Annotated in this window: 22 protein-coding genes and 1 pseudogene; 19 read left to right on the top strand and 4 right to left on the bottom strand. The window is 38.3% G+C overall.

The window, feature by feature from the left end; genetic code table 11:
* The first annotated feature begins 5 nt into the window (after window positions 1-5).
* From solA to ACFX4L_RS18330, 18 genes are all read left to right on the top strand, one after another.
* Window positions 6-1,130 (top strand): N-methyl-L-tryptophan oxidase, encoded by a 1,125-nt coding sequence (gene solA, locus ACFX4L_RS18415; protein WP_377405837.1) that lies wholly within the window; start codon window positions 6-8, stop codon window positions 1,128-1,130.
* A gap of 553 nt (window positions 1,131-1,683) precedes the next feature.
* Entirely contained in the window at window positions 1,684-2,445 is a 762-nt protein-coding gene (locus ACFX4L_RS18410; RefSeq protein ID WP_284471014.1) for a LamB/YcsF family protein, read from the top strand.
* 119 nt (window positions 2,446-2,564) lie between these two features.
* Entirely contained in the window at window positions 2,565-3,704 is a 1,140-nt protein-coding gene (locus ACFX4L_RS18405; RefSeq protein WP_089363149.1) for an NRAMP family divalent metal transporter, read from the top strand.
* 76 nt (window positions 3,705-3,780) lie between these two features.
* On the top strand, window positions 3,781-4,572 hold the full coding sequence (locus ACFX4L_RS18400; RefSeq protein ID WP_284471013.1) for a putative hydro-lyase: 792 nt from the start codon (window positions 3,781-3,783) through the stop codon (window positions 4,570-4,572).
* A 13-nt stretch (window positions 4,573-4,585) separates the two neighbouring features.
* Window positions 4,586-5,350: a 5-oxoprolinase subunit PxpB gene (pxpB, locus tag ACFX4L_RS18395; protein WP_377405835.1), complete on the top strand. Its 765-nt coding sequence runs from the start codon at window positions 4,586-4,588 to the stop codon at window positions 5,348-5,350.
* Window positions 5,350-6,345: a 5-oxoprolinase subunit C family protein gene (locus tag ACFX4L_RS18390; protein ID WP_317778674.1), complete on the top strand. Its 996-nt coding sequence runs from the start codon at window positions 5,350-5,352 to the stop codon at window positions 6,343-6,345. Before pxpB ends, ACFX4L_RS18390 begins: the two co-directional genes overlap by 1 nt.
* Window positions 6,346-6,655: 310 nt before the next feature.
* Window positions 6,656-7,738 carry a hypothetical protein gene (locus ACFX4L_RS18385; RefSeq protein ID WP_284471010.1) on the top strand — a complete coding sequence of 361 codons (1,083 nt, stop codon included), beginning with the start codon at window positions 6,656-6,658 and terminating at the stop codon, window positions 7,736-7,738.
* Complete coding sequence (locus ACFX4L_RS18380; RefSeq protein WP_377405832.1) at window positions 7,725-9,893, top strand: molybdopterin oxidoreductase family protein; 2,169 nt, start codon at window positions 7,725-7,727, stop codon at window positions 9,891-9,893. Before ACFX4L_RS18385 ends, ACFX4L_RS18380 begins: the two co-directional genes overlap by 14 nt.
* Complete coding sequence (locus tag ACFX4L_RS18375) at window positions 9,894-10,454, top strand: 4Fe-4S dicluster domain-containing protein (protein ID WP_377405830.1); 561 nt, start codon at window positions 9,894-9,896, stop codon at window positions 10,452-10,454.
* A gap of 11 nt (window positions 10,455-10,465) precedes the next feature.
* Window positions 10,466-10,993 carry a QcrA and Rieske domain-containing protein gene (locus ACFX4L_RS18370; protein WP_377405828.1) on the top strand — a complete coding sequence of 176 codons (528 nt, stop codon included), beginning with the start codon at window positions 10,466-10,468 and terminating at the stop codon, window positions 10,991-10,993.
* Between the two features lie 187 nt (window positions 10,994-11,180).
* Window positions 11,181-11,492: a hypothetical protein gene (locus tag ACFX4L_RS18365; protein WP_089363119.1), complete on the top strand. Its 312-nt coding sequence runs from the start codon at window positions 11,181-11,183 to the stop codon at window positions 11,490-11,492.
* On the top strand, window positions 11,479-11,766 hold the full coding sequence (locus tag ACFX4L_RS18360) for a hypothetical protein (RefSeq protein WP_284471007.1): 288 nt from the start codon (window positions 11,479-11,481) through the stop codon (window positions 11,764-11,766). The genes ACFX4L_RS18365 and ACFX4L_RS18360 overlap by 14 nt, the downstream gene beginning before the upstream one ends.
* On the top strand, window positions 11,759-13,264 hold the full coding sequence (locus ACFX4L_RS18355; RefSeq protein WP_284471006.1) for a nitrate/nitrite transporter: 1,506 nt from the start codon (window positions 11,759-11,761) through the stop codon (window positions 13,262-13,264). Before ACFX4L_RS18360 ends, ACFX4L_RS18355 begins: the two co-directional genes overlap by 8 nt.
* Before the next feature lie 178 nt (window positions 13,265-13,442).
* A complete protein-coding gene (locus ACFX4L_RS18350; RefSeq protein WP_284471005.1) occupies window positions 13,443-14,093 on the top strand; it encodes a sensor histidine kinase in 651 nt (216 codons plus the stop codon).
* Window positions 14,094-14,195: 102 nt separating this feature from the next.
* Window positions 14,196-14,849 carry a response regulator transcription factor gene (locus ACFX4L_RS18345; protein WP_061462865.1) on the top strand — a complete coding sequence of 218 codons (654 nt, stop codon included), beginning with the start codon at window positions 14,196-14,198 and terminating at the stop codon, window positions 14,847-14,849.
* Window positions 14,839-15,300, top strand: coding sequence for a GAF domain-containing protein (locus ACFX4L_RS18340; protein ID WP_284471003.1), 462 nt, complete (start codon window positions 14,839-14,841; stop codon window positions 15,298-15,300). The genes ACFX4L_RS18345 and ACFX4L_RS18340 overlap by 11 nt, the downstream gene beginning before the upstream one ends.
* Window positions 15,301-15,320: 20 nt before the next feature.
* On the top strand, window positions 15,321-17,048 hold the full coding sequence (locus tag ACFX4L_RS18335) for a PAS domain S-box protein (protein ID WP_377405825.1): 1,728 nt from the start codon (window positions 15,321-15,323) through the stop codon (window positions 17,046-17,048).
* Between the two features lie 206 nt (window positions 17,049-17,254).
* Entirely contained in the window at window positions 17,255-18,010 is a 756-nt protein-coding gene (locus ACFX4L_RS18330) for an IclR family transcriptional regulator (RefSeq protein WP_377405823.1), read from the top strand.
* Window positions 18,011-18,360: 350 nt separating this feature from the next.
* Here the strand turns inward: ACFX4L_RS18330 and ACFX4L_RS18325 are convergent, their stop codons facing one another.
* From ACFX4L_RS18325 to ACFX4L_RS18315, 3 genes are all read right to left on the bottom strand, one after another.
* Window positions 18,361-19,383, bottom strand: a complete 1,023-nt coding sequence (locus tag ACFX4L_RS18325; protein WP_377383094.1) for an NAD(P)H-dependent amine dehydrogenase family protein — start codon at window positions 19,381-19,383, stop codon at window positions 18,361-18,363.
* Between the two features lie 330 nt (window positions 19,384-19,713).
* The gene (locus ACFX4L_RS18320) at window positions 19,714-20,889 is read right to left on the bottom strand and encodes an SLC13 family permease (RefSeq protein ID WP_089363114.1); all 1,176 of its coding nucleotides are present in this window, start codon (window positions 20,887-20,889) and stop codon (window positions 19,714-19,716) included.
* Between the two features lie 313 nt (window positions 20,890-21,202).
* Entirely contained in the window at window positions 21,203-21,832 is a 630-nt protein-coding gene (locus ACFX4L_RS18315) for a homoserine/threonine efflux transporter (protein ID WP_061462871.1), read from the bottom strand.
* A 139-nt stretch (window positions 21,833-21,971) separates the two neighbouring features.
* On the opposite strand from ACFX4L_RS18315, the gene ACFX4L_RS18310 reads away from it, so the two are divergent.
* On the top strand, window positions 21,972-22,799 hold the full coding sequence (locus ACFX4L_RS18310) for a TrmB family transcriptional regulator (RefSeq protein ID WP_061462872.1): 828 nt from the start codon (window positions 21,972-21,974) through the stop codon (window positions 22,797-22,799).
* 538 nt (window positions 22,800-23,337) lie between these two features.
* Here ACFX4L_RS18310 and ACFX4L_RS18305 read toward each other — a convergent pair.
* A pseudogene (locus ACFX4L_RS18305) lies at window positions 23,338-24,145 on the bottom strand (IS3 family transposase); the annotation flags it as partial.

Raw genomic sequence — 24,145 nt, 5'->3', positions numbered from 1 at the left:
AAAGAATGCATTATGATGTAATTGTAATTGGAGCTGGATCTATGGGAATGTCGGCAGGGTATTTTCTATCTAAAAATGGACAAAAGGTATTATTATTAGATTCTTTTGTTCCTCCTCATAATAAAGGCAGTCATCATGGAGAAACAAGAATTATTAGACATGCCTATGGAGAAGGTGAAGAATATGTTTCTTTGGCACTTAAATCACAAAAACTATGGAATGACTTAGAAAAACTTACGGGAAAACAGTTATTTCTTCCAACAGGTGTACTGAATGCTGGCAGTCAAAAATCCACATTTATTAATCAAGTAATCACGAGTTCAGAAAAATTTAATTTACCTTTAGAAATCCTGGATTCAAATCAAATCCATAAAAGATGGCCAGGTATTTCACTGCCAGAAGATTATATTGGTTGCTTTGAATCGACTTCGGGTGTGTTAAAAAGTGAAGAGTGTATTCGAGCGTATCAACAACTTGCGGAGTCACATGGTGCTAACATCATTGTGAATAGCCAAGTAAGGAAGTTATTTGTTCATAGAAATGGGGTCACGATTAAAACTGATGAACAGACATTCTACGCAGAGGCTTTAGTTGTTGCGGCAGGAGCATGGTCACCAAAACTTTTAGCAATGTTAGACTTAAATGTTCCTCTAGCCCCAATCAGAAAAACATTTGCATGGTTTGAAGCAAATGAATTATATAATTACAAAAATTTCCCGGCCTTCACTTTTGATACGTCTGTAGGTACATACTATGGCTTTCCAAGTATAAATGACAGTGGTTTAAAAGTAGGAAGACATGATGGAGGAAATTACATTAATCCCGATGATTCTATAGCACGGTTTGGTGTATTGGATGAAGATGAGGGGGATTTGGTACAGTTTCTACAACAATTTATGCCTACCGGTCAAAAAATAAAACATGGAAAAAGTTGCATCTATACAATGACACCAGATGAGAACTTTATAGTGGATACACATCCTAATTATCCACACATTGCTATTGCAGCAGGTTTCTCAGGGCACGGGTTTAAATTCAGTAGTGTTATTGGAGAGATTTTAAGTGATCTTATTATTTCAGGTAAGAGTGAGAATGATATCTCAGTATTTTCTATAAATCGATTTAAATAAAAGGCTCTTTTTGTAAAGATTGTTGTTTTTAAAATGAAACTATTTAAGGTTGATTGGAGCGGAAGTGCGAGACTCCTGCGGGAGCAGCGGGACAGGTGAGACCCCACAGGCGTTTACGCCGAGGAGGCTCACCGCCCGCCCCGCGGAAAGCGAGCATCTGGAGGGGAAATCAACGACAACTCACTACCTGGTAAATAGCAACATAGTATGTGAAAACAGCCAAATAAAATAAGTCCTTTCCGTTTCACATCGAATGTAATTATATACACTTCCCTTTAAACTTGTAATCAAGACCGTTGCTTCCTTATTATAGGAAACAATGGTTTTTTTATTATTACTTAATATTCTACCATTTAGATTTTGAATCTAACTATATGTTAGGTTATCTAACAAAGTATTGTCGAAATAAAAAAAAAATGATAGAATAAGAATATTCCGAAATATGAAACGTCAATTCCGAATTTCGGAATTTGTTGAAAGCGAAATACTTATTTTTTTCTACATATTTATAAGTTTTATTGTTAGAAATTTCTGTAAATAGGAGGAGTGTACAATGAATACAGTTGATTTGAATTCTGATTTAGGTGAGAGCTTTGGCACATATCGAATTGGAAATGATGCAGAGATTTTGGATTTTGTAACATCTGTCAATGTAGCGTGTGGATTTCATGCTGGCGATCCTACCGTTATGAGAAAAACGGTTCAACTTGCATTAGAGAAAGATGTAAAAATTGGTGCCCACCCAGGATTACAAGATTTAATTGGTTTTGGCCGACGCAATATTAATATTTCTCCACAGGAAGCTTATGATATTGTTGTCTATCAAATAGGTGCATTAAATGGCTTCTTGCAATCTGAAGGCGGGAATATGCAACATGTTAAACCACATGGTGCTTTGTACAATATGGCGGCAAAGAGTAAAGAGTTGTCCCTTGCCATTGCAGAGGCTGTATACAAGATTAATCCTGAGCTCATTTTATTTGGCCTGTCTGGAAGTGAATTAATACGTGCTGGACAGACCATTGGTTTACAAACGGCTAGTGAAGTGTTTGCGGATCGGACATATCAACAAGATGGTTCATTGACTTCTCGAATGGAAGCGCATGCAATGATAGAAAATGATGATGATGCTGTTGTACAGGTAGTTCGAATGGTTAAAGAAGGAAAGGTTCTGTCACAGCAAGGCACTGATGTGACTTTAAAGGCAGATACCATTTGTATTCATGGGGATGGAACACATGCTTTAACCTTTGCTCGTCATGTAAAAAAATCCTTAGAAATATCTGAAATTACAGTTAAGTCTATTTCTAAATAAAAATTACAAACACCTAGGAGGCAGATTCCATTGGAGCCAATTAAAAATATACCTGACGAGAAAAAAATCATTCTAAGCCAAAAACTAACCGGACATTATTACTAGGTGCAGCATTTCTTATGGCAACATCAGCCATAGGGCCGGGTTTTTTAATGCAGACAACTGTTTATACCCAAAGTCTTGCAGCGAGTTTTGGGTTTGTAATTCTAATTTCAGTAATTCTTGATATTTTTGCACAAACAAATGTATGGCGCATTATTGCTGTATCTGAAAAACGGGGACAAGAGATTGCAAACATGGTTCTTCCAGGCCTTGGTTATGTTCTAGCGGCACTCATTGTTATGGGAGGGCTCGCATTTAATATAGGGAACATCGCAGGTGCTGGACTTGGTCTGAATGCGATGACAGGAATATCCCCTACAACTGGAGCAGCAATTAGTGCAGTTATTGCAATATTAATTTTTGTTGTAAAAGAAGCGGGTAAAGCGATGGACCGCTTTACACAAATTGCCGGCTTTTTTATGATCTGTTTGATGATATATGTTGCATGGACAACTGCTCCTCCAGTTGGAGAAGCAGTAGTAAAGACATTCGCCCCTGATAAGATTGACATTATCGCAATTGTTACTTTGGTTGGGGGGTCTGTAGGTGGCTATATTACATTTGCTGGTGGACATCGTCTATTGGATGCAGGCGTAAAAGGTGTAGGAGCACTGCCAGAAGTCACAAAGAGTTCAGTAATGGGGATTTTAATAACCACAGTTATGCGGATTGCTTTATTTTTAGCAGTTCTAGGCGTTGTATCTAAAGGCTTGCAAATTGATTCAGGAAACCCTGCGGCATCCGTTTTTCAACTTGCTGCTGGAAATGTTGGTTATAAAATCTTTGGTATTGTTATGTGGGCTGCAGCAATCACATCAGTAGTTGGCGCTGCATATACTTCTGTGTCGTTTATCAGAACATTCAGTGAAAAAATAAATAAAAGGGCTAATTGGATTATAATTGGCTTTATAGTCGTCTCAACACTTTGCTTTATGTTAATTGGCAAACCGGTTAAAGTGCTGCTTGTAGTAGGGGCAATCAATGGTCTGATTTTACCAATTGCACTTGGTACACTTTTAATTGCGGCATATAAGAAGAATATTGTGGGGGACTATAAACATCCTTTATGGTTAACGATTTCTGGTGTGTTCGTGGTAATTGTTATGGCGTTAATGGGCGGATATACTTTGATTAATCAACTGCCATCACTATTTTAATAACTAAAAGATTCAATCTGATTCATACGACTAGCAGTTTGTGAAAAACTGCTAGTTACTTATAGGAGATGTTAATATGATTAATCTTTCGCAAGCAACTCCGGCTGAATTGCGCGCAATGATCCGCAACAATGAATGGATTAAACCAACTGCTGGAATGGCAAACGGTTATGCACAAGCAAACCTTGCAATTTTAAAAAAAGAACATGCTTTTGATTTTTTATTATTTTGTCAGCGTAATCCTAAGTCTTGTCCACTTCTAGACGTAACGGAGATTGGTTCTCCTATTCCTAAATTTGCTGCCCAGTCTGCTGATATACGTACAGATATTCCAAAATATCGGGTATATAAAGATGGTGAATTAGCGGAAGAAGTAACGGATATTTCAGACTATTGGGAAGATGATATGGTTGGATTTTTAATTGGGTGCAGCTTTACATTCGAACACGCCCTTTTGAATAATGATATATCGATTCGTCACATTGAAGAGGGATGTAACGTACCAATGTATAAAACGAATATATCATGTATTGAAGCAGGGATATTTCACGGGAAAATGGTAGCGAGCATGCGTCCGATTCCACAAAAAGATGTCGTGCGAGCGGCTCAAGTTACATCGCGTTTTCCTGCTGTTCATGGTGGTCCAATCCACATTGGAGATCCGGAGGCGATTGGCGTTTCTAACATACAGCAACCTGATTTTGGTGATGCAGTAACGATTCGTGAAGGAGAAGTGCCAGTCTTCTGGGCTTGTGGTGTAACGCCTCAATCTATCGCAATGGAAACCAAACCGTCGATTATGATTACGCATGCACCAGGACATATGTTTATAACGGATATTCGTGATGAAAAATTAGGCGTTTTATAATAGACAGAAAGAGATGAGTTCTATGCCGGAAAAGCTTTTGAATAAAACTACATGCGTACTGTCTCCCTTAGGCGATTCCGCAATCGTGATTACATTTGGGAATGAAATGAAATACGACATCCACAAAAAAATTAAACTGTTTATGGATTTGCTTGAAGATGAACCTTTTGCTGGATTTATAGAATGTGTGCCGGCTTTTACTAATTTGACGGTTTTTTACGACCCTCTAGTTATCTATAAGAATCAAAAACAAAGCAATGAAACTGAAACCATTTCTCCCTATGAAGTGGTACGTTCGATCTTGGAAACGAAATTAAAGGATTTAAAAGAAGATAAAAAGCTCTCACATCGAACGGTGTCCATTCCCGTGTGCTATGGGAATGAATATGGCCCGGATTTGGAATATGTAGCCCGTTATAATAATTTAACTACTGATGAAGTCGTCCATATTCATTCAAACGGCGAGTATTTGGCCTATATGATTGGATTTGCACCAGGCTTTCCATTTCTCGGTGGACTATCAGAAAAAATTTCAACGCCTAGGCGTTCCTCTCCCCGAATGACCATTCCTGCAGGGGCAGTAGGAATTGCTGGTATGCAAACGGGAGTATATCCTATATCAACACCTGGTGGATGGCAATTAATCGGACAAACGCCAACCAAACTATTCTTGCCAAATGTAGATCCCCCAAGTTTATTACAAGCAGGAGACATTGTGAAATTCCATCCAATTTCTAATCAAGAGTATAAAGAAATGACTCTAAAGGAGGGGGTATAGTGAGCCTGCGTGTAATCAAGCCGGGATTATTAACTAGTATTCAGGATCTTGGAAGAAAAGGATTTCAGCAACATGGGGTGATTATAAGCGGGGCAATGGATGCATATTCCCTTCGAATTGCCAATATGTTAGTTGGTAATAAAGAAGGTGAAGCGGCCCTGGAAATTACGTTAATGGGTCCGACACTTAAAATAGAAAAAAATTGCTTGATCGCGATAACAGGTGGAAATTTATCACCTACTATTGACAGTCAGACTGTACCAATGTGGAAGCCTGTTTATGTAAAAAAAGGCACCATTCTTCGATTTGAAGGGTGTAAATCAGGGTGTAGGTCTTATTTGTCTGTTGCGGGAGGATACGCTATTTCTACAGTTATGAATAGTAAAAGCACATATTTAAGAGGGGAAATCGGCGGCTATAAAGGAAGAGCGTTAAAAGTAGATGATGTTGTGGATTTTAATGTAACTTCTACTATTCTAAATAACCGGGAGTTTAAGGAAGCGTTCACCGCTCCAAAGTGGTTTGTCAATGATAAGGAGTTTATGCCAAGTCGCATGCCAGCTATTCGTTTCATAGATGGAAGCCAGTCCGATTATTTTACGGACTCCAGTAAAGTCAGTTTTACAGAGAATTTATTTAAAGTTTCAAACCAATCTGATCGTATGGGCTATAGGATTTCTGGCCCTTTGCTTGAGTTAAACGAGAAACGTGAGCTATTGTCTGAAGCAGTAACTAACGGCTCTGTTCAGGTTCCTCCTGATGGAAACCCGATCATTCTCCTTGCGGATAGCCAAACAACGGGAGGATACCCTAAGATAGCTCAGGTTATTACGGCAGATTTACCAATGATCGCCCAGATCAAACCAGGGGAATCCATTCAATTTTCACGAGTAACCTTAAAAGAAGCCGAGCAGCTTTTCCTTCAAAAAGAACAACAATTGAATGAATTGAAGGTTTCGATTTCATTAGCCCTAAAAAAACAGCAGGTTATATAGTTACTTCATCAAGAAGTAACAAAAAGGAAGAAAGTACTCTTAATATTAGGGTTCTTTCTTTTTTTGTTCATTCTCCTAAAAAAGCTAATATTAAGAGAAACTTCCAACGGTTCTCCTCCATTACAAGATAAAAATTGGAAAAGAGAAAATTTAATTGAAATATAGTACAACAGTTCTGCACATTAGAACTGTTTTTTTATTTTCAAAGATAGGGGAATTTTCCCCTTAGGATAGGGAAGTTCCCCGATATGGAAAAATCGGGGCACCTCTTACAATAAAGGTATGGTAATTGTAATGAGGAGGAATAGTAATGCAGGCAAAAGTAGCAGCAAATCAAAAAACAGGAAAATCAATGGATAATGCTTTTGCATCACATTTTGCCAAGTCTATGTTTCTAGCAGTTTGCGGACTTGTAACCTTATCGTTTTTTGGCACGAGAATGTTTACACACGTAGATTTAAACCTTTATGGCTATATGGTGGGGACGATTATTTTTATTGGGGGGTTCTTTTACAGGTTTATCGCTTGGGGAGAAAGGCCGCCAACAAAGATTTTTATAAAAAAAGGCATCAAACTTCTATTTAAAAAATCAACGCCTAAAACATCAGTTGAACATTTAGCAACATACAATTTCATCTGGAATAGGGGAATTTACCGATGGACTCAGCACGTTCTAATCGGCTGGGGATGTATTCTTTCCTGCTTTGTGACATTCCCTCTAGTATTTGGATGGATGTACTTCACCATGGACGACAATGGCTACTACAACATCGTCGCAATGGGGATCAAGGTAATAACAGTACCAGCTGATGGGATCATTGCGGACTTATCATATAACGCTCTGAACATTACTGCTGTAATGGTTATCACGGGAGTATGCATGGCACTTTACCGCCGCTTGAAAAATATGCAGGCAAGAGCAGAACAAAAATTCATGTATGACTTTCTTCCATTATATATGCTGTTATTAGTCAGTGTTACAGGATTGGCATTAACGTTCATGAACATCTTTTTGCATGGTACAGGACAGCCAGCTATGTCCCTGATTCATCAGTGGTCAGTCATTATTACATTGATTTATCTTCCGTTCGGAAAACTTGCTCACATACCTTTCCGCCCACTGAGTGTATTTGCAAGAAACTACAGAGAGCATTATGCGGAACAATCCATGAAAGGATGCAAAGTATGTGGTGATGAGTTTGTTTCATCAGAACAATCAAAAGATGTCGTAGAGGTTCTCGGCGTGAATGATATCGAATTTCAAACGAAGGAAGGCCATCATCTCGCTGAAATGTGCCTACCTTGTCGAAGAAAATACCGGATTGCTCAATTTTCCGGTTTCCCTATCCATGAGCTAAAAGTTAAGGAGGCAAACCAGAATGCAAAGGGATAAGTTTTTTAAAGAAGTAGAGAATGTGATACACCCGAATGAAACATTGGTCAAAACGCATTGTGCGTATTGTGGAATGCAGTGCGGAATGAATTTAAGGGTAAATAGAGCGACAAATAAAATCATTGGGGTTGAACCACGTTATGACTGGCCTGTAACGGTTGGAAAAATGTGTCCAAAAGGGGTCACAGCTTACCAGCAGACGAACCATGATGATCGTATTTTAAAACCGCTTATTCGTGATGATGCATCATTAAAGGGAACAAAGGAAGGCTTTCGTGAAGCAAGCTGGAATGAAGCATATGATTTAATCGCGAAAAAATTCAGTGAGCTTCAAAAAAAATATGGAAAAGATTCATTATCCGTTTTCAGTGGCGTATCAATGACAAATGAAAAATGCTATTTAACAGGAAAATTTGCACGTGTGGCTCTTGGAACACGCTACATTGACTATAATGGCCGTTTCTGTATGTCAAGTGCGGCCGGGGGATTCCTTCGTTCTTTCGGCGTAGATAGAGGTTCAACATTACCCTGGACAGATATTCATGAAACAGATTGCTTATTTATTGCAGGAAGCAACACAGCAGAATGCCATCCAACTTCTATGTTTCGTGTCTGGAACGTACAAGAAAGAGGCGGTTACATTATCGTGGTGGATCCCCGCGAAACGCCTATTGCGAGAAGAGCAGATCTGCACCTTGACCTGAAACCGGGAACGGATCTTGCCCTTGCTAATGGAATCTTAAATTTATTAATTCAAAATGGTTATGCTGACGAAGAGTTTATTAATAATCATACAAACGGATTTGAAGAAACAAAAGAGCTAGTAAAAGAATTTACGCCGGAATATACGAGTGAGCTTACAGGTGTTTCACCGGAAAAGATCATTCGCGCAGCAGAGATTTATGGAAAAGCACCGAATGCAGTTGTCATGTTTGCCCGTGGAATTGAACAACAGCGTAAGGGTGTTGACAATGTATCTGGATATACAAACATGGCGCTTGTAACAGGTAAGATTGGCCGTCCGAAGTCTGGTGTAGCAACATTCACTGGTCAAGGAAACGGACAGGGGGGTCGGGAGCATGGGCAGAAAGCGGATTTATTGCCAGGATACCGGAAAATTACAAATCCTAAACATGTAGAAGAAGTTTGTAAAGTATGGAAAATCACTCCGGAAGAAATGCCTCAGCCGGGTGTTTCTGCTTATGAAATGTTTGAACTGATGGAACAAAAAACGATCCGCGGATTGTATCTGCTATGTTCTAATCCTGCAGTATCTGCGCCGAATTTAAATTTCGTCAGAAGTGCGATGAAAAACCTGGATTTTATGTTGTGTTCGGATTTCTATCTTTCTGAATCAGCAGAGTTTGCGGATGTGATCCTGCCTTCTGTAACGTGGTCAGAAGATGAAGGTACAGTTACAAACCTGGAAGGACGAATTATTAAGATAAATAAGGCACAAGAACCAATCGGAGATTCTAAGCCCGATTGGCAAATACAAGTAGAGCTTGCAGAACGTCTTGGGAGAGGAAGATATTTTTCCCATTTGAAAACTGCAAAAGATGTGGCAGATGAATTCAGACTGGCTAGTAAAGGCGGAAATGCCGATTATTACGGCGCTACATGGGATAAGATTGACAAACAGGACGGAGTATTTTGGCCTTGTAAGGATGACAATGACAAGGGAACGCCGCATATGTTCCTGGATAAAAAATTCTATCACGCAGACAGTAAAGCGAAAATTTGTGCGCTTCCTTATCGCCCCCCTGCTGAGGAGCCAGATGAAAAATATCCGCTTCGTTTAACAACTGGACGTGTCGTTTACCATTATCTATCAGGGAACCAGACGAGAAGAATCCAGTTCCTGCACGATATGTGTCCCGAACCGTATGTCGAAGTACATTCGGAACTTGCAAAAAAATACAATTTGGAAAATGAGGATAAAGTCCGTCTATTTACCCGAAGAGGCGAGGCAATCTATAAAGTGAAAATTACAGAAGCCATTCGTGAAGACACTGTATTTGTTCCATACCACTTTGGCCACGAGCAATCTATCAATCTATTAACAATTGCAGCGCTTGATCCAATCTCCCGTATGCCGGAATTTAAGGTCTGTGCAGCTCAAATGGAAAAAGTCGAAATAAAGAAGGTGCAATAAATGAAAAAGAGGCTCTACTTAGAACTTGAAAACTGTATAGGATGCCGGTCATGCCTAGCGGCTTGTACACAATGCGGGGGGCATGAAGAGAGGAACAGAAACTATGTATATGATGTAAACCCTCTGGTTAATCGGCAAACGATGCCTCTTATGTGCCTTCATTGTGTGAATCCGGCCTGTGCAAGGAGTTGTCCGGCCCAGGCAATCCAAATCCATGAGACAGGTGCCGTATTATCGGCACTCGTTGAAAAATGTATCGGCTGCCAAAATTGTACGATTGCTTGCCCATACGGAATACCGAAATTTGACACTGAACAAAACCTAATGTACAAATGCGATTTATGTATCGACCGGACAAAAGACAGTATCCCGCCAATGTGTGCAAGTGTTTGCCCATCCAATACACTTCAATGGTTGACCGATGAAGAAATTGAAAATAAGAGAAAACAATTTAATCTAGATAATGGAAAATGGGTGACTAGCCTTCCTTATCTTGAAAGTGAAGCGAACGTTAAGGTAAATCTTCCAGGTATTTTACAGGGGATAACTAAGTTATATTAGGAGGGATTAAGATGCCGTCAGATAAAAATAATAAAATTCCCTTTAATGAAGATAATTACACTCATAATATTGAACGGAATAATGAAAGAAAGCTTGACAGACGTGGGTTCATGAAAACATTAGTGGGTGCTGCTGGCGTATTCGCCATTTCCTCCCTCCCTTGGGGGGCGGTAGCGGCTAAAGAATTGCTGGGGCTTGGGGAGAAGGAGTATCCTCACAAAAAAATCACAGATGTAAGCAAACTTGCAATTGGTGACGCAATGAATTTTAAATTTCCAGGTGATCATGATGATGCCATTTTGATCAGATTATCAGAAAAGAAATACGCAGCTTACCAAAATGCATGCACACATCTTCGCTGCCCGGTTTTCTGGGTGAAGGAAGAGGGAGAGATGGTTTGTCCTTGCCATCATGGGAAATTTGATGTTGAAACAGGTGTTCCAACTGCGGGTCCGCCAAGAAGGCCGCTGCCAGAGATTCAGCTGAAAGTGGAAAATGGAGCGGTATACGCAGTAAGGGTGAAGCGTTATGAGGCTTAAGTTTATTGGTGTCGCGTTGCTCTGTGCTTTCTTTATGATGAATATAGTATTTACCCAATTTATGGTTCACCAATATTATTATGAAAATTATGTGAATGTTTTAATATTTGTGGGATTAAACATACTGGTGTTTCCCTTAGCGTTATTTACATATAAAAAAACGAAAAATGAAAAGGCGTGAATGTAAATGAACAGTGAAACGTACCTTGATTTTTGTTTTATAAAAGAAGCATCTGGAAATTTTGCTGTTGAAATCGATATGCTCCTTTCAGATCTTTTTAAAGATGTCCGACTAAACTGGTATTTAGATGAAAAGTCAATCGATGGGGTCGATATTGTAGTTGCTGAAGTAAAAGGAATGAGCAGATGGGAGTCTGAAGAGGAAGCAATTGAATTTATCGAGATTCATGCAGGAGATTTATTCTGGAAACATTTGCACGGGTATCAACTAAACGTTTACATGACAAAGAGGGGGTGCAATACCTGTGGAGCCCATTAAAATAGAAGATATACAACCATTAGTATCAGAAAAAGCGAGTGTAGCCATCCTAGATGATGGTGGCCAGGATAAAGCTTCTTTCGTTACAAAAACGATTGTTAAGGTGGAGCTTTGTCCTGACATCACACATCTGCGCATTTATTTTGACGACATTAACTTTTTTGCTGTCCCATTGAAATCGATTTTGACTAAAAGTGTAAATGAGTGGGTAGCTTTTGATGAAAATTCGGGTTTACAATATATAATTAGAAGAGAGAGTGGTCAGGATGTTTAAAAAAATTCAGCTGCCATTACACACCTTAAATCTCGTTGTAGGATTTATGGTATGGGTATTAATTTCTTCCCTGCTGCCTTTTATTAAAGAAGATATCAATATACCGGATGGTCAGCTTGCACTGGTAACAGCTGTCCCGGTTATTTTAGGATCTATCCTTCGCATACCCCTTGGATTTTACGCCAATCAGTTCGGGGCCAGGAAAATTTTCCTGATTAGCTTTATATCGCTGTTATTCCCTGTTTATTATATCAGTATCGCGGATTCTCTTGCTGATTTGTTGATTGGGGGGCTTTTCCTGGGAATTGGGGGAGCCGTATTCTCTGTTGGAGTAACTTCTTTACCGAAGTATTATCCTAAGGAACGCCATGGCTTTATTAACGGTATTTATGGTGCAGGAAACCTCGGAACGGCCATTTCAGCGTTCGCAGCCCCCGCTGTAGCTACGAAGTTTGGCTGGTCGACAACCGTACAGCTTTATCTTGTGATTTTGTCAGTCTTTATCGTTTGTAACTTCCTATTGGGGGATAAAAAGGAACCGAAAGTAAAAACCCCGCTTTTAGAACAAATTAAGGGTGTCTACAAAAATGAAAAACTGTGGCTGCTAAGCTTATTTTACTTTATAACATTCGGTTCTTTTGTTGCATTTACTATTTATCTGCCAAACTTTCTTGTAGAGAATTTTGGATTAGATAAAGTTGATGCCGGAGTAAGGACAGCTGGCTTTATTGTCCTTGCTACTCTTATGAGACCAATTGGCGGGTGGCTAGCCGACCGCTTCCATTCTCTTATTCTGCTCATGTTTGTTTTTGGTGTTTATACGATTTCAGCCATGATCCTATCCTTTGCTCCATCATTCGGATGGTACACATTCGGCTGTTTAAGCATTGCTCTCTGTGCTGGAATAGGAAACGGTGTTATTTTTAAGCTTGTGCCGATGTATTTTCAAAAGCAGGCTGGTATTGTGAATGGAATTGTGTCAGCAATGGGTGGTTTGGGAGGTTTTTTTCCTCCGTTAATTCTATCCTTGTTATTCAATATTACAGGTCATTATGCAATCGGGTTCATGGCATTGTCCGAAGTTGCCCTCGCAAGTTTGATTTTAGTTGTCTGGATGTATTTCCAAGGTAAAATGGGGCTTGCCAAAGAAGTGATTGACCATACAATAGAAGGCATTTTGATCACCGATATCAGTGGTAAAATCATTTCAGTAAACCCTGCATTTACTAAAATTACGGGCTATCAGGAAAATGAAGTACTTGGAAAGAATCCTAGTATACTTAAGTCTGGTAAACAACCTCAAACTTTTTATGAGGAATTATGGAATTCTATTAAAAAAAATGGTTTCTGGCAAGGTGAAATCTTGAATAGCCGGAAGGATGGACAACAATATCTACAATGGCTGACAATAAGTGCAATAAAAAATGATGCCGGGGATGTCGTTCAATATGCCGGGATGTTTAGTGACATTTCAAGTAATATAGTGAAAAAAGCATAAAGAAATTATATATCGTAAATTCTCAGTCTTGAAGCGGAGCTTTTGACGTACAAAAATTTAGTGCAAACTTTCCCACTGAACAAGAATACATCGCTCGATAGAAAGCGTAACTTTTGGGAGGACGTGGCGTAAGTCGGTCTGACCGATAATTTGCGACAAACAAGTAAGGAGGGTGGGAATGAATACTCAGCCACTCAAAAAAAACATTAGTTCTTACATTATTCAAACTCATGAAGAAGAGATTAAACGAATTGCAATGGAGCTTCATGAAGGTGTGGGACAGTCCCTCTACAGTCTCTTTACAGGTATGCAGCTCATTGAAAAGGAAATCGAACAGCCTGCCATGAAAAGCTATGCAGGCGATATGAACCAGCTATTGGAAAAGACAATTCAAGAAATCAGGCTCTTGGCTGTGGAATTGCATCCTCCTACCCTTACAACTCTGGGTCTGATTTCTGCTATGAAAAGCTATATAAAATTATACACTTCAACATATGGCATTGAAGTTGAGGTAGAGAATCTGGGTGTTGAATCGAAAATATCTGATAGAGATAGCATTACACTTTTCAGAGTCTGCCAGGAAGCATTAGTGAATATAGCCAGATATGCTGATACGATGAAGGCAAGTATACTATTCAAATGGAAAAAAAGCAGGTTATTGATCATGATTAAAGATTCAGGAAAAGGGTTTGAGGTGGAAACCGCTATGAATAAGTCGAGCGGGCTTGCAGCCATGAGTGAAAGAATGCATTTGATTGGAGGAAAATGTTTCATATTTTCAAAAATAGATGAAGGGACTTCTATAGAGATTTCCCTTCCATTATATTAAAATGTACTAAACAAGGGGTTTGCTAATTAAGCAATCCCCGTTGTTGTTTCATATTCAACTAATAACAATACATATACGAACAGAGCTAAGGGGGAGCAGGCTTTGATAAAAATTTTGCTTTGCGATGATCACGCCGTTGTAAGAATGGGCTTAAAGATGCTATTAAATAATCATGCTGATATGGAAGTCATAGCGGAAGCTTCTGAAGGGAACGAAGGAATACAGCAAGCGCTAGAGCACCAGCCTAATGTGGTAGTCATGGATTTAAGCATGCCTCATGGGAAAGATGGCTTATCAGCAACTTCAGAACTGAAAAAACTAATGCCTGAAGTATCCATATTAATACTTACAATGCATGATGATGAAGAATATTTATTCAGAGCCATTCAAGCAGGGGCTTCAGGCTGTATCTTAAAAAGTGCACCACATGAAGAATTATTACTAGCTATTCGCTCTGTCTCGACCGGAAATGCTTACCTTCATCCATCTGCAACAAAAAGGTTAATGGAAGTATACATAGGCAGTGTGAAGCAGGGGACCTCTGATATTTTCAATCTGCTTTCGGACCGTGAAAAAGAGGTGCTGACATTGATTGCGAAAGGATTTTCCAATAAAGAAATTGCCGGACAACTTGTCATAAGTGTGAAAACGGTTGAAACCCATAAAGGAAACCTGATGGAGAAGCTTCAGATGAAAACAAGACCTGAACTTGTTGCATTTGCTTTAAAAAAGGGGTTATTAGGGCATGGAATTTAACGTGTACAATAAATCAAGAAAAGATCAACCATTTAAACAAACGTGTGTACAAGTATTAAAAGAGTTGGACTGTGATTTTGTTGGTCTTGCTTTACAAAACAGTAACGGTCCAGATGTAAGCTGGCATTATGCCGCAGGGAACAGAAATGATAAATACAAAAGAATAACTGTTCGATATGGGAAAGGGATAGCAGGTAAGGTCATCTCTACAGGCAGGCCGATGAAAATTGAAGATTTTCCTAATAATATCCTCGGCAAAGCACTAGAATACCCTATCATGCTCGCGGAAAATCTTAGATTCGCTTTCGCAGTTCCAATTCAATTTAAAGGTGTTCTCAAAGGAGTATTATTGGTAGGTAATAGAACAACTCAGCCTATTTCTGAAAGTGACCAGCAAACGATCCTTGATGCAGCGAAAAAATTGGAAAAGGAATTAAACAGCTCAATTTAACGGCAACAGGAGGACTATGTATGGACTGGAATAATCATTTGGAAAAGGAAAAAGAGAATTTTTCTGGGTCCGGCGATGCGACAATTCTCGTCAATGAATCTGGCATCATCTCTTTTGCGAATCAACGGGTATATGAAAATTTTGGTTATTCAAATCATGAATTAATAGGAGAAAAAATTTTGAATCTTATGCCAGGAGCAAACCTTCAGGCAAGTGGGGAAGGAGAAATAATCCACCAGCTCGGAATTCACAAGGATGGTCATGCTTTTTCCCTTTTTTTCAGGATGAATGCCTTTTCTCTTGAAAAAGAGGTCCATTACTTAGTCGTGTTCCATAAAGTGAAAGACCAATCACGGCTTAATCAAAATCAATCCTATCCCATAAATGAGCTGGTTGATATAATGTACGCAATAGATGAATCAACGATTGTTGCTTTTACAGATGAAAAAGGCAAGATAAAATCCTTCAATAAGAAATTTTGTGAGGTATCCAAATATTCAGCATCAGAGCTTTTAGGGAAAGATCATCGAATTATCAATTCAGGTCATCATTCAAAGCAATTTATGCAAAATCTTTGGAGAACAATCTCAGCAGGAAGTGTATGGCAAGGCGAGGTTAAGAACAGAGCAAAGGATGGAACCTATTATTGGGTAGATACCACAATTGTCCCTTTCTTAAATGAAATGGGGAAACCGTATAAATACCTGGCAATTCGGAAGGAAATTACCGAATATAAACGAGTTGTAGAGGAACTGAAAAAATCCGTACACAAACTGGTCGATTTTCAATTTGCTTTGGATGCTTCATCAATTGTAGCAATAACCGATCAAAAAGGGACCATCAAATATGTTAATGATCAATTTTGCAGGATTTCCAAATTTTCAAAGGAAGAGCTGATTGGACAGAATCACCGAATTATTAACTCGGGATTTCATTCTAGAGAATTTTTCAATGATCTATGGAAAATGATTTCATCCGGGAATGTATGGAAAGGCGAGATTAAAAATATGACCAAGGATGGAACTTATTATTGGGTAGATACGACAATAGTTCCGTTTCTTGATGAGCACAAAAAACCTTACCAGTATTTGGCGATTCGCCATGAAGTGACCAATAGGAAGATTGCGGAAGAAGAGATTCAGAAAATGACGGGTAAAATCATTGATGTTCAGGAAGATGAAAGGAAACGCCTTTCCCGCGAGCTTCACGATGGTATCGGACAGAACCTGTACAGCCATCTCATCACGATTAACAGGCTGCAGGCAGAAATGAGTCATCCCCTGTTAGATCAGATGCGAGATGAAGCGACTGAAATAATCGAAGAACTTCGACACCTATCATGGGAACTGCGGCCATCAGTACTCGATGATCTTGGTTTATTTCCTGCCATTCGCTCTTATTTGGTCCGGTTTTCAGAGCATCATCATATCAGGGTCCATTTTGACTGTTATTTAAATTGCCGTCTGAACACAAACAAAGAAATTACCATTTACCGTATAATCCAAGAAGCATTAACGAATATTCGTAAATATGCTCATACTCAAGAAGCAACAGTCACGATTCGGGAAATTGATGAAGAAATTCGTGTGGTCATAGAGGATAAAGGAAAGGGCTTTGATATTAAAAAGGTTACCCGTGGCGTAGGCTTATTCAGTATGGAGGAGAGAGCCAGAGCTGCCGGTGGAAACCTTTCCATTCATTCAGTAGAGGAAAGAGGGACAAAAGTATTTTTGGAAATACCTTTGTAGAGAAATCCAAGTCAATTTATATACAAGGAATTCCTGGGGGGGTCCCATTGGGGCTGCAGTTAGAACTATGCCTCAAAAACTAAAGCTGAAAGTTTTGAAGAAAAACGCTAAGAAGCTAATAGGATTAAGTGCTCATGTTTTATAATAGAAAACACCTATCTAATGAATTATTAACTAAAAACTTAAAAACATGAAGGAGAAAAAGTATGCAGGCACATAACAAAACCGTCGTGAAGTCCATGCAGATCCTTACCCTTTTCATAAATCATCCGAAACTCACCTTTAATGAGATGGTGGAACTTTCCGACCTGCCGAAAACCTCTTTGCACCGTATGGTGGGATCATTAGAAGAAATGGGATTTTTAACAAGGGACGATGACGGCCATTATTCACTTGGACTGATATTCTTGCAGTTTGGTCAACTGGTAGGGGAGCGTTTGGATATCAGATCAATTGCCTATCCCATCATGAAAGACCTTCGGGATGATGTAGAAGAAGCAGTGAATTTAATTGTGAGGGATAAGGACGAAGCCATGTACATTGAAAAGGTGGACACATTGCATCCTGTTCGACTTTATACATCTATTGGAAGGCGTTCGCCATTATACGCTGGCGATTCTCGAATCATACTAGCGCATTTGCCAGAAGAAGAGCGTGAAGCTTATTTGGAAAGTATTGAATTAAAACCAATTGCCATTGGAACGATAATGGATAAAGATATACTTCGTCATGCTTTAGATGAAGCTAGAATGAAAGGTTACACGATAACTTCATCTGAACTGGAGAATTATACGAAAGCGGTGAGTGCGCCGATACTCAATGGCAAAGATCAAATAGTAGCTGGCATTAGTGTGGCTGGGATAGAGGCTAGATTTCAGGAAGGTCGTTTGCCTGAATTGATTGACAAAGTAACGAAAGCTGCCAAGGAAATTTCCATGAAACTAGGTTCTAAAAAATCTTAAAGAAACTAGAAAATGATATTTTCCAAACAATCATCTTTTAAATCGATAGTTTCCTTAATTACGATGACTTACATAAGCTGGTTGATTCCTATATAAAAAAATGAATAGGGAATAACCTGCAAAGCCACCGATCATGGTGGTTTTTTGTCTTTTATGGGCTGCTCAGCAGTAAAATGGTTGATGTTAGCAGCTTTAGGAAAGCGCATATCATCAACCATACTAACTGAGCCAAGATGCATAGGTGAACAATTTGGGATGGTTCACCTATGCAAATAAAGTAAGCAATCTACATCGCTATATTCAAGTTTTTGAATCTGGTCACAATCATACGGATGATCGTTGGTCTGCCTCTAAATATGCACAAAGTCTGATTGATTTATATTTCTCGGCACCCCGATGTCAGCCATTGTAAGTAAACCTGGTTTACGGAGGGCATCAATTTGCTTAGCGGTATTGATAATCATTGCAGCGGTTGCAGTATCCCCAAAGATGCCGTTTGGAACTATCAATCTTTGGGTTTCGTTCCCCTCGATAACGATTTCATCTTCTTGTTTAATACCTGCAGACATCGTTAAATCCAGGTGAATTTCCTTTCCGTCCGTGGTCTTGCCCGTAGAAATTTGATGAAGCCCCTTAACATCCCCAGGTTTTAAGCTAGTTAGGGGAACGGTAATATTTTCGCTTGCAATCGTTGGTTCAATTGTATTGAGTACACTTGAAAGTTTCCAATTGAGCCCATAAGCGATTAATCTGACAGACTCCTCAAGTCCTACATGTCCAATTTTATTTTGTTCAGCTAAAAATTCAAACTCTTCTTTGGTCATCCCGATTCCGACCTTCTTTTGTAAGGGAAGGCGCCTTTTCGAAACATCCACTTTACGATTGACCCTAATTTTATTAACCGTCGTCAATACTGTAGAAAAAGAAATGGCCATAGTATCCATTATGTAGCCTGGATTAATTCCGGTCCCAATGACACTAAGTCCCTTTTCTTTAGCGTAATCATCTATTTCCTGTGAAAGTACAGGATAGCGATGCCAAGGGAAAGAAAGCTCCTCACAGGTGGAAACCACTGAAAATCCATGATCTAGAAGCTCTTTGATTTGAGGCCATACTTGCTGTGCGTTTGATCCAGTTGCATGAAGGGCGACAGGGTGGTCAGCGTCAGGCCTTACTTCCTTTATATGGGAGACTACACATTTATTCGTTTCCTTTTCATTGATGAGTGAGCCAATGTCCTTACCTATCTTATCGGGATCAATATCAACAACTCCGAAAATCGATTGTGGATTGGTTTGGTAAGCACTGCGTAGTATTTCAATGCCAATGGGGCCGAGTCCGAATACTGTAAATTCAGAATATTGTTTAGCCATTCATCTCTCATCCTTTCAAAATAAGGTATAACAAAATGTTAACATTGAGAGATAAATAATAAAAATAGTTAATTTTTATATATTTATAAATAATCGTTATAAAAGGAATAACCGCAATGAATGTGTGGCTATATGCAAAAGAGGTTGCTTCACCTGAAACCGCGTGACACATAAAAAAACACCATCCTTTCTACATATTACAGAAAGAATAGCGTTTTTTTGTTTTTGGGGTAATGATATGCCCTAGCTTGCTGGGCATATGGCGGCACCCCTATAGGCATATGTTAAGGCAAATCCAATATAAAAAACCCAAAGTTGTTTAAACCTATATTAAAAGAAATTTTGATTTTTCATTGTAAAGTAATAAACAAGAGTTAAAAGAGCTAAAATCGAAAAGTTATAAAAGCTAAACCTTATAAGGTACATTTTACTTTTTTGTGGATCTCTCTTAATAAAAAGTTTAAATGAAATTACACTTGCGAGGGAAGCAACTATCGTACCAAGTCCACCTAAATTTACACCTACTAATAAAGGCTGCCAATTCACGGAGAATTTTGATAAAAAGATCGCAGCTGGTACATTGCTTATCAGTTGGCTTAAAATTATGGAACTGAAAAAGATAGATGTAGGACTTTTGAGATGTTCGCTTGCAAATGTGTGTACTACCTTTAAATCCGATATGTTTCCTATAAATATAAAAAAACATATAAAAGTAATAAGCAATAAATAATCAATTTTCTTCAATAATTTTATATCAAGTAAACATGCGGTTCCCAAAGCGATGATGAACGCAAGTTTGTAGCTTAAAACCCCAAGTATGGATGCAGATATGATGCCAAATAGAATTCCCCATACTGTTGCCCTTTTTTTATTTTTTATAGAAATATACGGAAGTTCCATTTCCAGTGTTTTACTATTCAATCTTTGATTAAGAAAGAATAATAGAATAATTCCAAGAACCACTAATAGAAGGATTGTTGTAAAAAATTGTATGGGCCTTATTCCGTAGTTAGTAAATATATAAAGATTTTGAGGATTTCCCATAGGAGTTAGGCTGCTTCCGATGTTAGCCGCAATTGTCTCTAGTATAATAGTATCTAACATAGAAGTTTGTATAATCTTACTAATTATAAGTGTTAATGGTACAAATGTTATTAATGCCACATCATTCGTTACAAGCATGGAACTAAAAAAGCATAATAAAATTAGGATTGCTGAAACACTTTTACTATTATGACATTTACTCAGTATGGCAATGGCGAACTTATCCAATAGTTTAAGATCTTCCAGAGCCTTAACTACGAGCATAAGATTAAATAAACTGACTAATACTTTAAAATCAATATATTCCAGTTTTGGTGAATGGAATAAACAGCTTACGATTGCAAACAAGAGTGATATGGTAAATACAATGTCTTTTTTTAAAATTCCAAATTTCAAGTTCACTTTTTTTCGTACTTCACATAAATATATTCTTTCATCAAATCCCCCTCCAGTACTATCTATTCTACTACATTACTCTGTTTCTTACATTTGAAATATACACTTAAAAAACACCATCATTTCCATGGAATTACAGAAAAATAGCTTTTTTTAGTTATGGGGGTAATGATTTGTCTTGGCTTGATGGGGATTAGGTGGTACCTATTAATGAACTAACGGTGCGTTAGCTGAAATCAGAGCTGTTTATAAGGGCAGCACTTTTCTTATGGAACTAAATGGGCAGGTAGTTAACAAGTTTGTTAGAAACATATGGAGTGAATAGAAAAACCGTTCAATTTTTTGAACGGATTGAATCAAATTAGTTATTTTATACAATTTATATTCCTGTTTTAATGCCAAAACCTATTAAAATTAAGCCAGTTGATTTTTGGAACGCTTTCTGGAATTTGGAGTTGTTCAACCATTTTTTTGCGTAATCAATTAGATAAACAAGAAATAGAAACCATAATACAGCGAGTAAGGTTAAGATGAAGGCTAATATAATCAATTGCTGGTTTACATTTCCATTCAAATTGACAAATTGCGGCATGATTGTTATATAAACTAAAATAGTCTTTGGATTAAGAATATTATTAAGTAATGCTTGCATAAAGGAATCCTTATTATGCCGATTTAAATACTTCGTGGGTGTATTTGCTTGTGCTTGTATTTCTTTTAAAGAAAAAGCGCTTTTAGTAAAAAAACTTTTAATCCCTAAATAAATTAAGTAGGCGGCTCCCAAATATTTGATTGTACTGAAAAGAATCACAGACTTTGCAATGACGACAGATAACCCAAGAATAGCAATAAGCGTCCAAAAAGAAAGTCCCGTTGCCATTCCGAGAACGGTATAATGTCCAGCTTTTGGACCATAGCGAAGCGTGTTTTTCACTAGGAGCATAGTATCTGCTCCGGGTATAATAACCATCATTGCAACTATTGATATGTAAGTTAGTAAGCTATCCATACTATTTCTCCCTTCTCGTTTGTTAGTGGCTACTCAAGTAACTACTTATTAATTATATTGGATGCTTATGGAAAAGGTCAACAGATTTTGCTAAGATATTAGTTACTAAGGTAGCAACTAAGGTTGTGTTGGAGGATTTATGAAAGAAAACATTTTAGAAACATTAAAAAATCTAAATTTTACCGAATATGAAGCGAAAGCATATCTTACCTTATTGGAAGAATCGCCATTGACTGGCTATGCAGTAGCAAAAAACTCCGGTGTACCACGTTCAAGAATATATGAAATTCTGGACGGTCTCGCAATAAGAGGGGATATTCTGGTTAGTCCTGGTAACACACCACAGTATACTCCTGTACCTGCAAAGGAGCTAATAAAAAACCGTCGAATGAAAGCAGAAGAGAATTTTGAACTGGCAGAAAAATCATTAGCAGAGTTTGAAAGTTCTGCAAATGACCGTGAAAATATCTGGAATATCACTGGACGCAATGAAATACTCGAAAAGGTTAAAGCTTGTATATTATCTGCTGAAAAAAGAATCCTCTTAGAGATTTGGGAAGAGGAATTCGAAGAATTGGAGTCTGAACTAAGACAGGCAGCAACTAGAGGGGTCAATGTAACAATTATTGCTTATGGGGAAATCGTATGTGATTTTGCTAATGTTTACCTCCATTATATGGGTCATGAAATTACAGAAGAGTATGGTGGACGATGGCTTGTTATTAGTGGAGATGACTCAGAAGTAGTAGCAGGTATTGTCTCGCTGGGTAAAGATAGTCGTGCGGCATGGACAATGCATGTAGGTTTGGTAATGCCAATTACAGAAGTCATGATTCATGATTTGTATCTCATGGAAATTATGGAGAAACATAGAGAGCTTTTAGAAGAAAGTTTTGGTGAAAACCTTGCCAATTTACGTAAAAAATTTTCTATCCATCCAGATTTTAAGAAACATTACATTGACTAAATTTGTACTATTTTTTCCTGTTTTAACAACAAAAAGAAAAGCATTACTTTTTTATTAATCAACGTTTTGAGGAAGTAGTATGGGGCACAGTACAAATTCAAGCTTTAACACCAGCATCCAGCGTCTATGGGCAATCCCAAGTGGCGAATATTGCTAGATGGGAATTACTAACAATGATTGATGAATATGAATGGATTTGAAGCATGGAAGCTCGCATTAGCGGAAGCATCATTTTCACCTATAGCGAAAAAATACGGGAGAGTTCCTGCAATAGTCAATGGACAATAAGAAGTTCCAGAAAATTTCATTGAAAAAGGTGAAGCCGATGCGATTGGGTCAATAAAGTCAATAATGGAGAGCTATTAGCAGTGTTAAAGCCGGAAGAAGTGTTAAGCCCGAAAGCAAAAAATAAGGTATTTGAAGTATAAATCTTCTCAATCTCACAGTGCTTTACTTGAAGAAGCAAACTAAAAAAAGCCGATTCCTTAACGTGAACTGACCCCATAAAGTTAGACAGGTTATCTCGTTAGGCAGCTTGTTAGTCATGAGCTCGGTATTGTATACCGGGCTCATCCCTTTTAATTTTGCCTTGATTCGTTTGTGATTATAGTATTCTATATATTTTGCTAGTTCTTGTTTAAAGTGTTCCACACTTTAAAATTCTTTTAGATAAAGAAGTTCCGATTTCATGATACCAAAGAAATTTTCCATAACAGATTTTATCGTAACAATTCCCTTTGCGAGACATACTTTGCGTAATGCCACGTTCCGGCATTACGGTATTGTTTCATTTGATAATGCCAGCCTTGATCGGAATGAATAAGGAGAGTATCGTCGTCTGTTAAACGTTCAAAAGCTTGATCTAACATCGTTGAAATGAGTGAGTAGGTTGGTCTTGAACCGATTGTATACGTAATGATTTCTCCATTAAATAAGTCCAATATCGTCGATAAATATAGCTTTTCTCCAAATAATTTAAACTCTGTAATATCCGTAACCCATTTCTCATTTGATTTTTCAGCTTTGAAATTCCGATCTAAAATATTTAGTGCAATCTTGCCCACAGTTCCTTTGTAAGAGCGATATTTTTTCATACGGACAAGACATTTTAGCCCTAGTTCTTTCATGATACGCTGTACCTTTTTGTGGTTTACTAGGTGTCCGCGATTTCTAAGTTCATCACGAATACGACGGTAACCAAACCGACCTTCATGTTCATCGAAAACAGATTTAATCAATACTTTCAGTTCTGCATCTGGATCAGGACGTCCGAAGTTTTTCACCCAATAGTAATACGTGCTACGCGGAATGTCTGCGAGCTGTATAAGTGCTTTCACCGGGAATGC

The organism is Peribacillus sp. YIM B13482 (assembly GCF_042787975.1).
Taxonomy (GTDB): domain Bacteria; phylum Bacillota; class Bacilli; order Bacillales; family DSM-1321; genus Peribacillus; species Peribacillus simplex_A.
The sequence above is the reverse complement of the archived record's forward strand: the minus strand, read 5'-3'. Positions and strand labels throughout refer to the sequence as shown.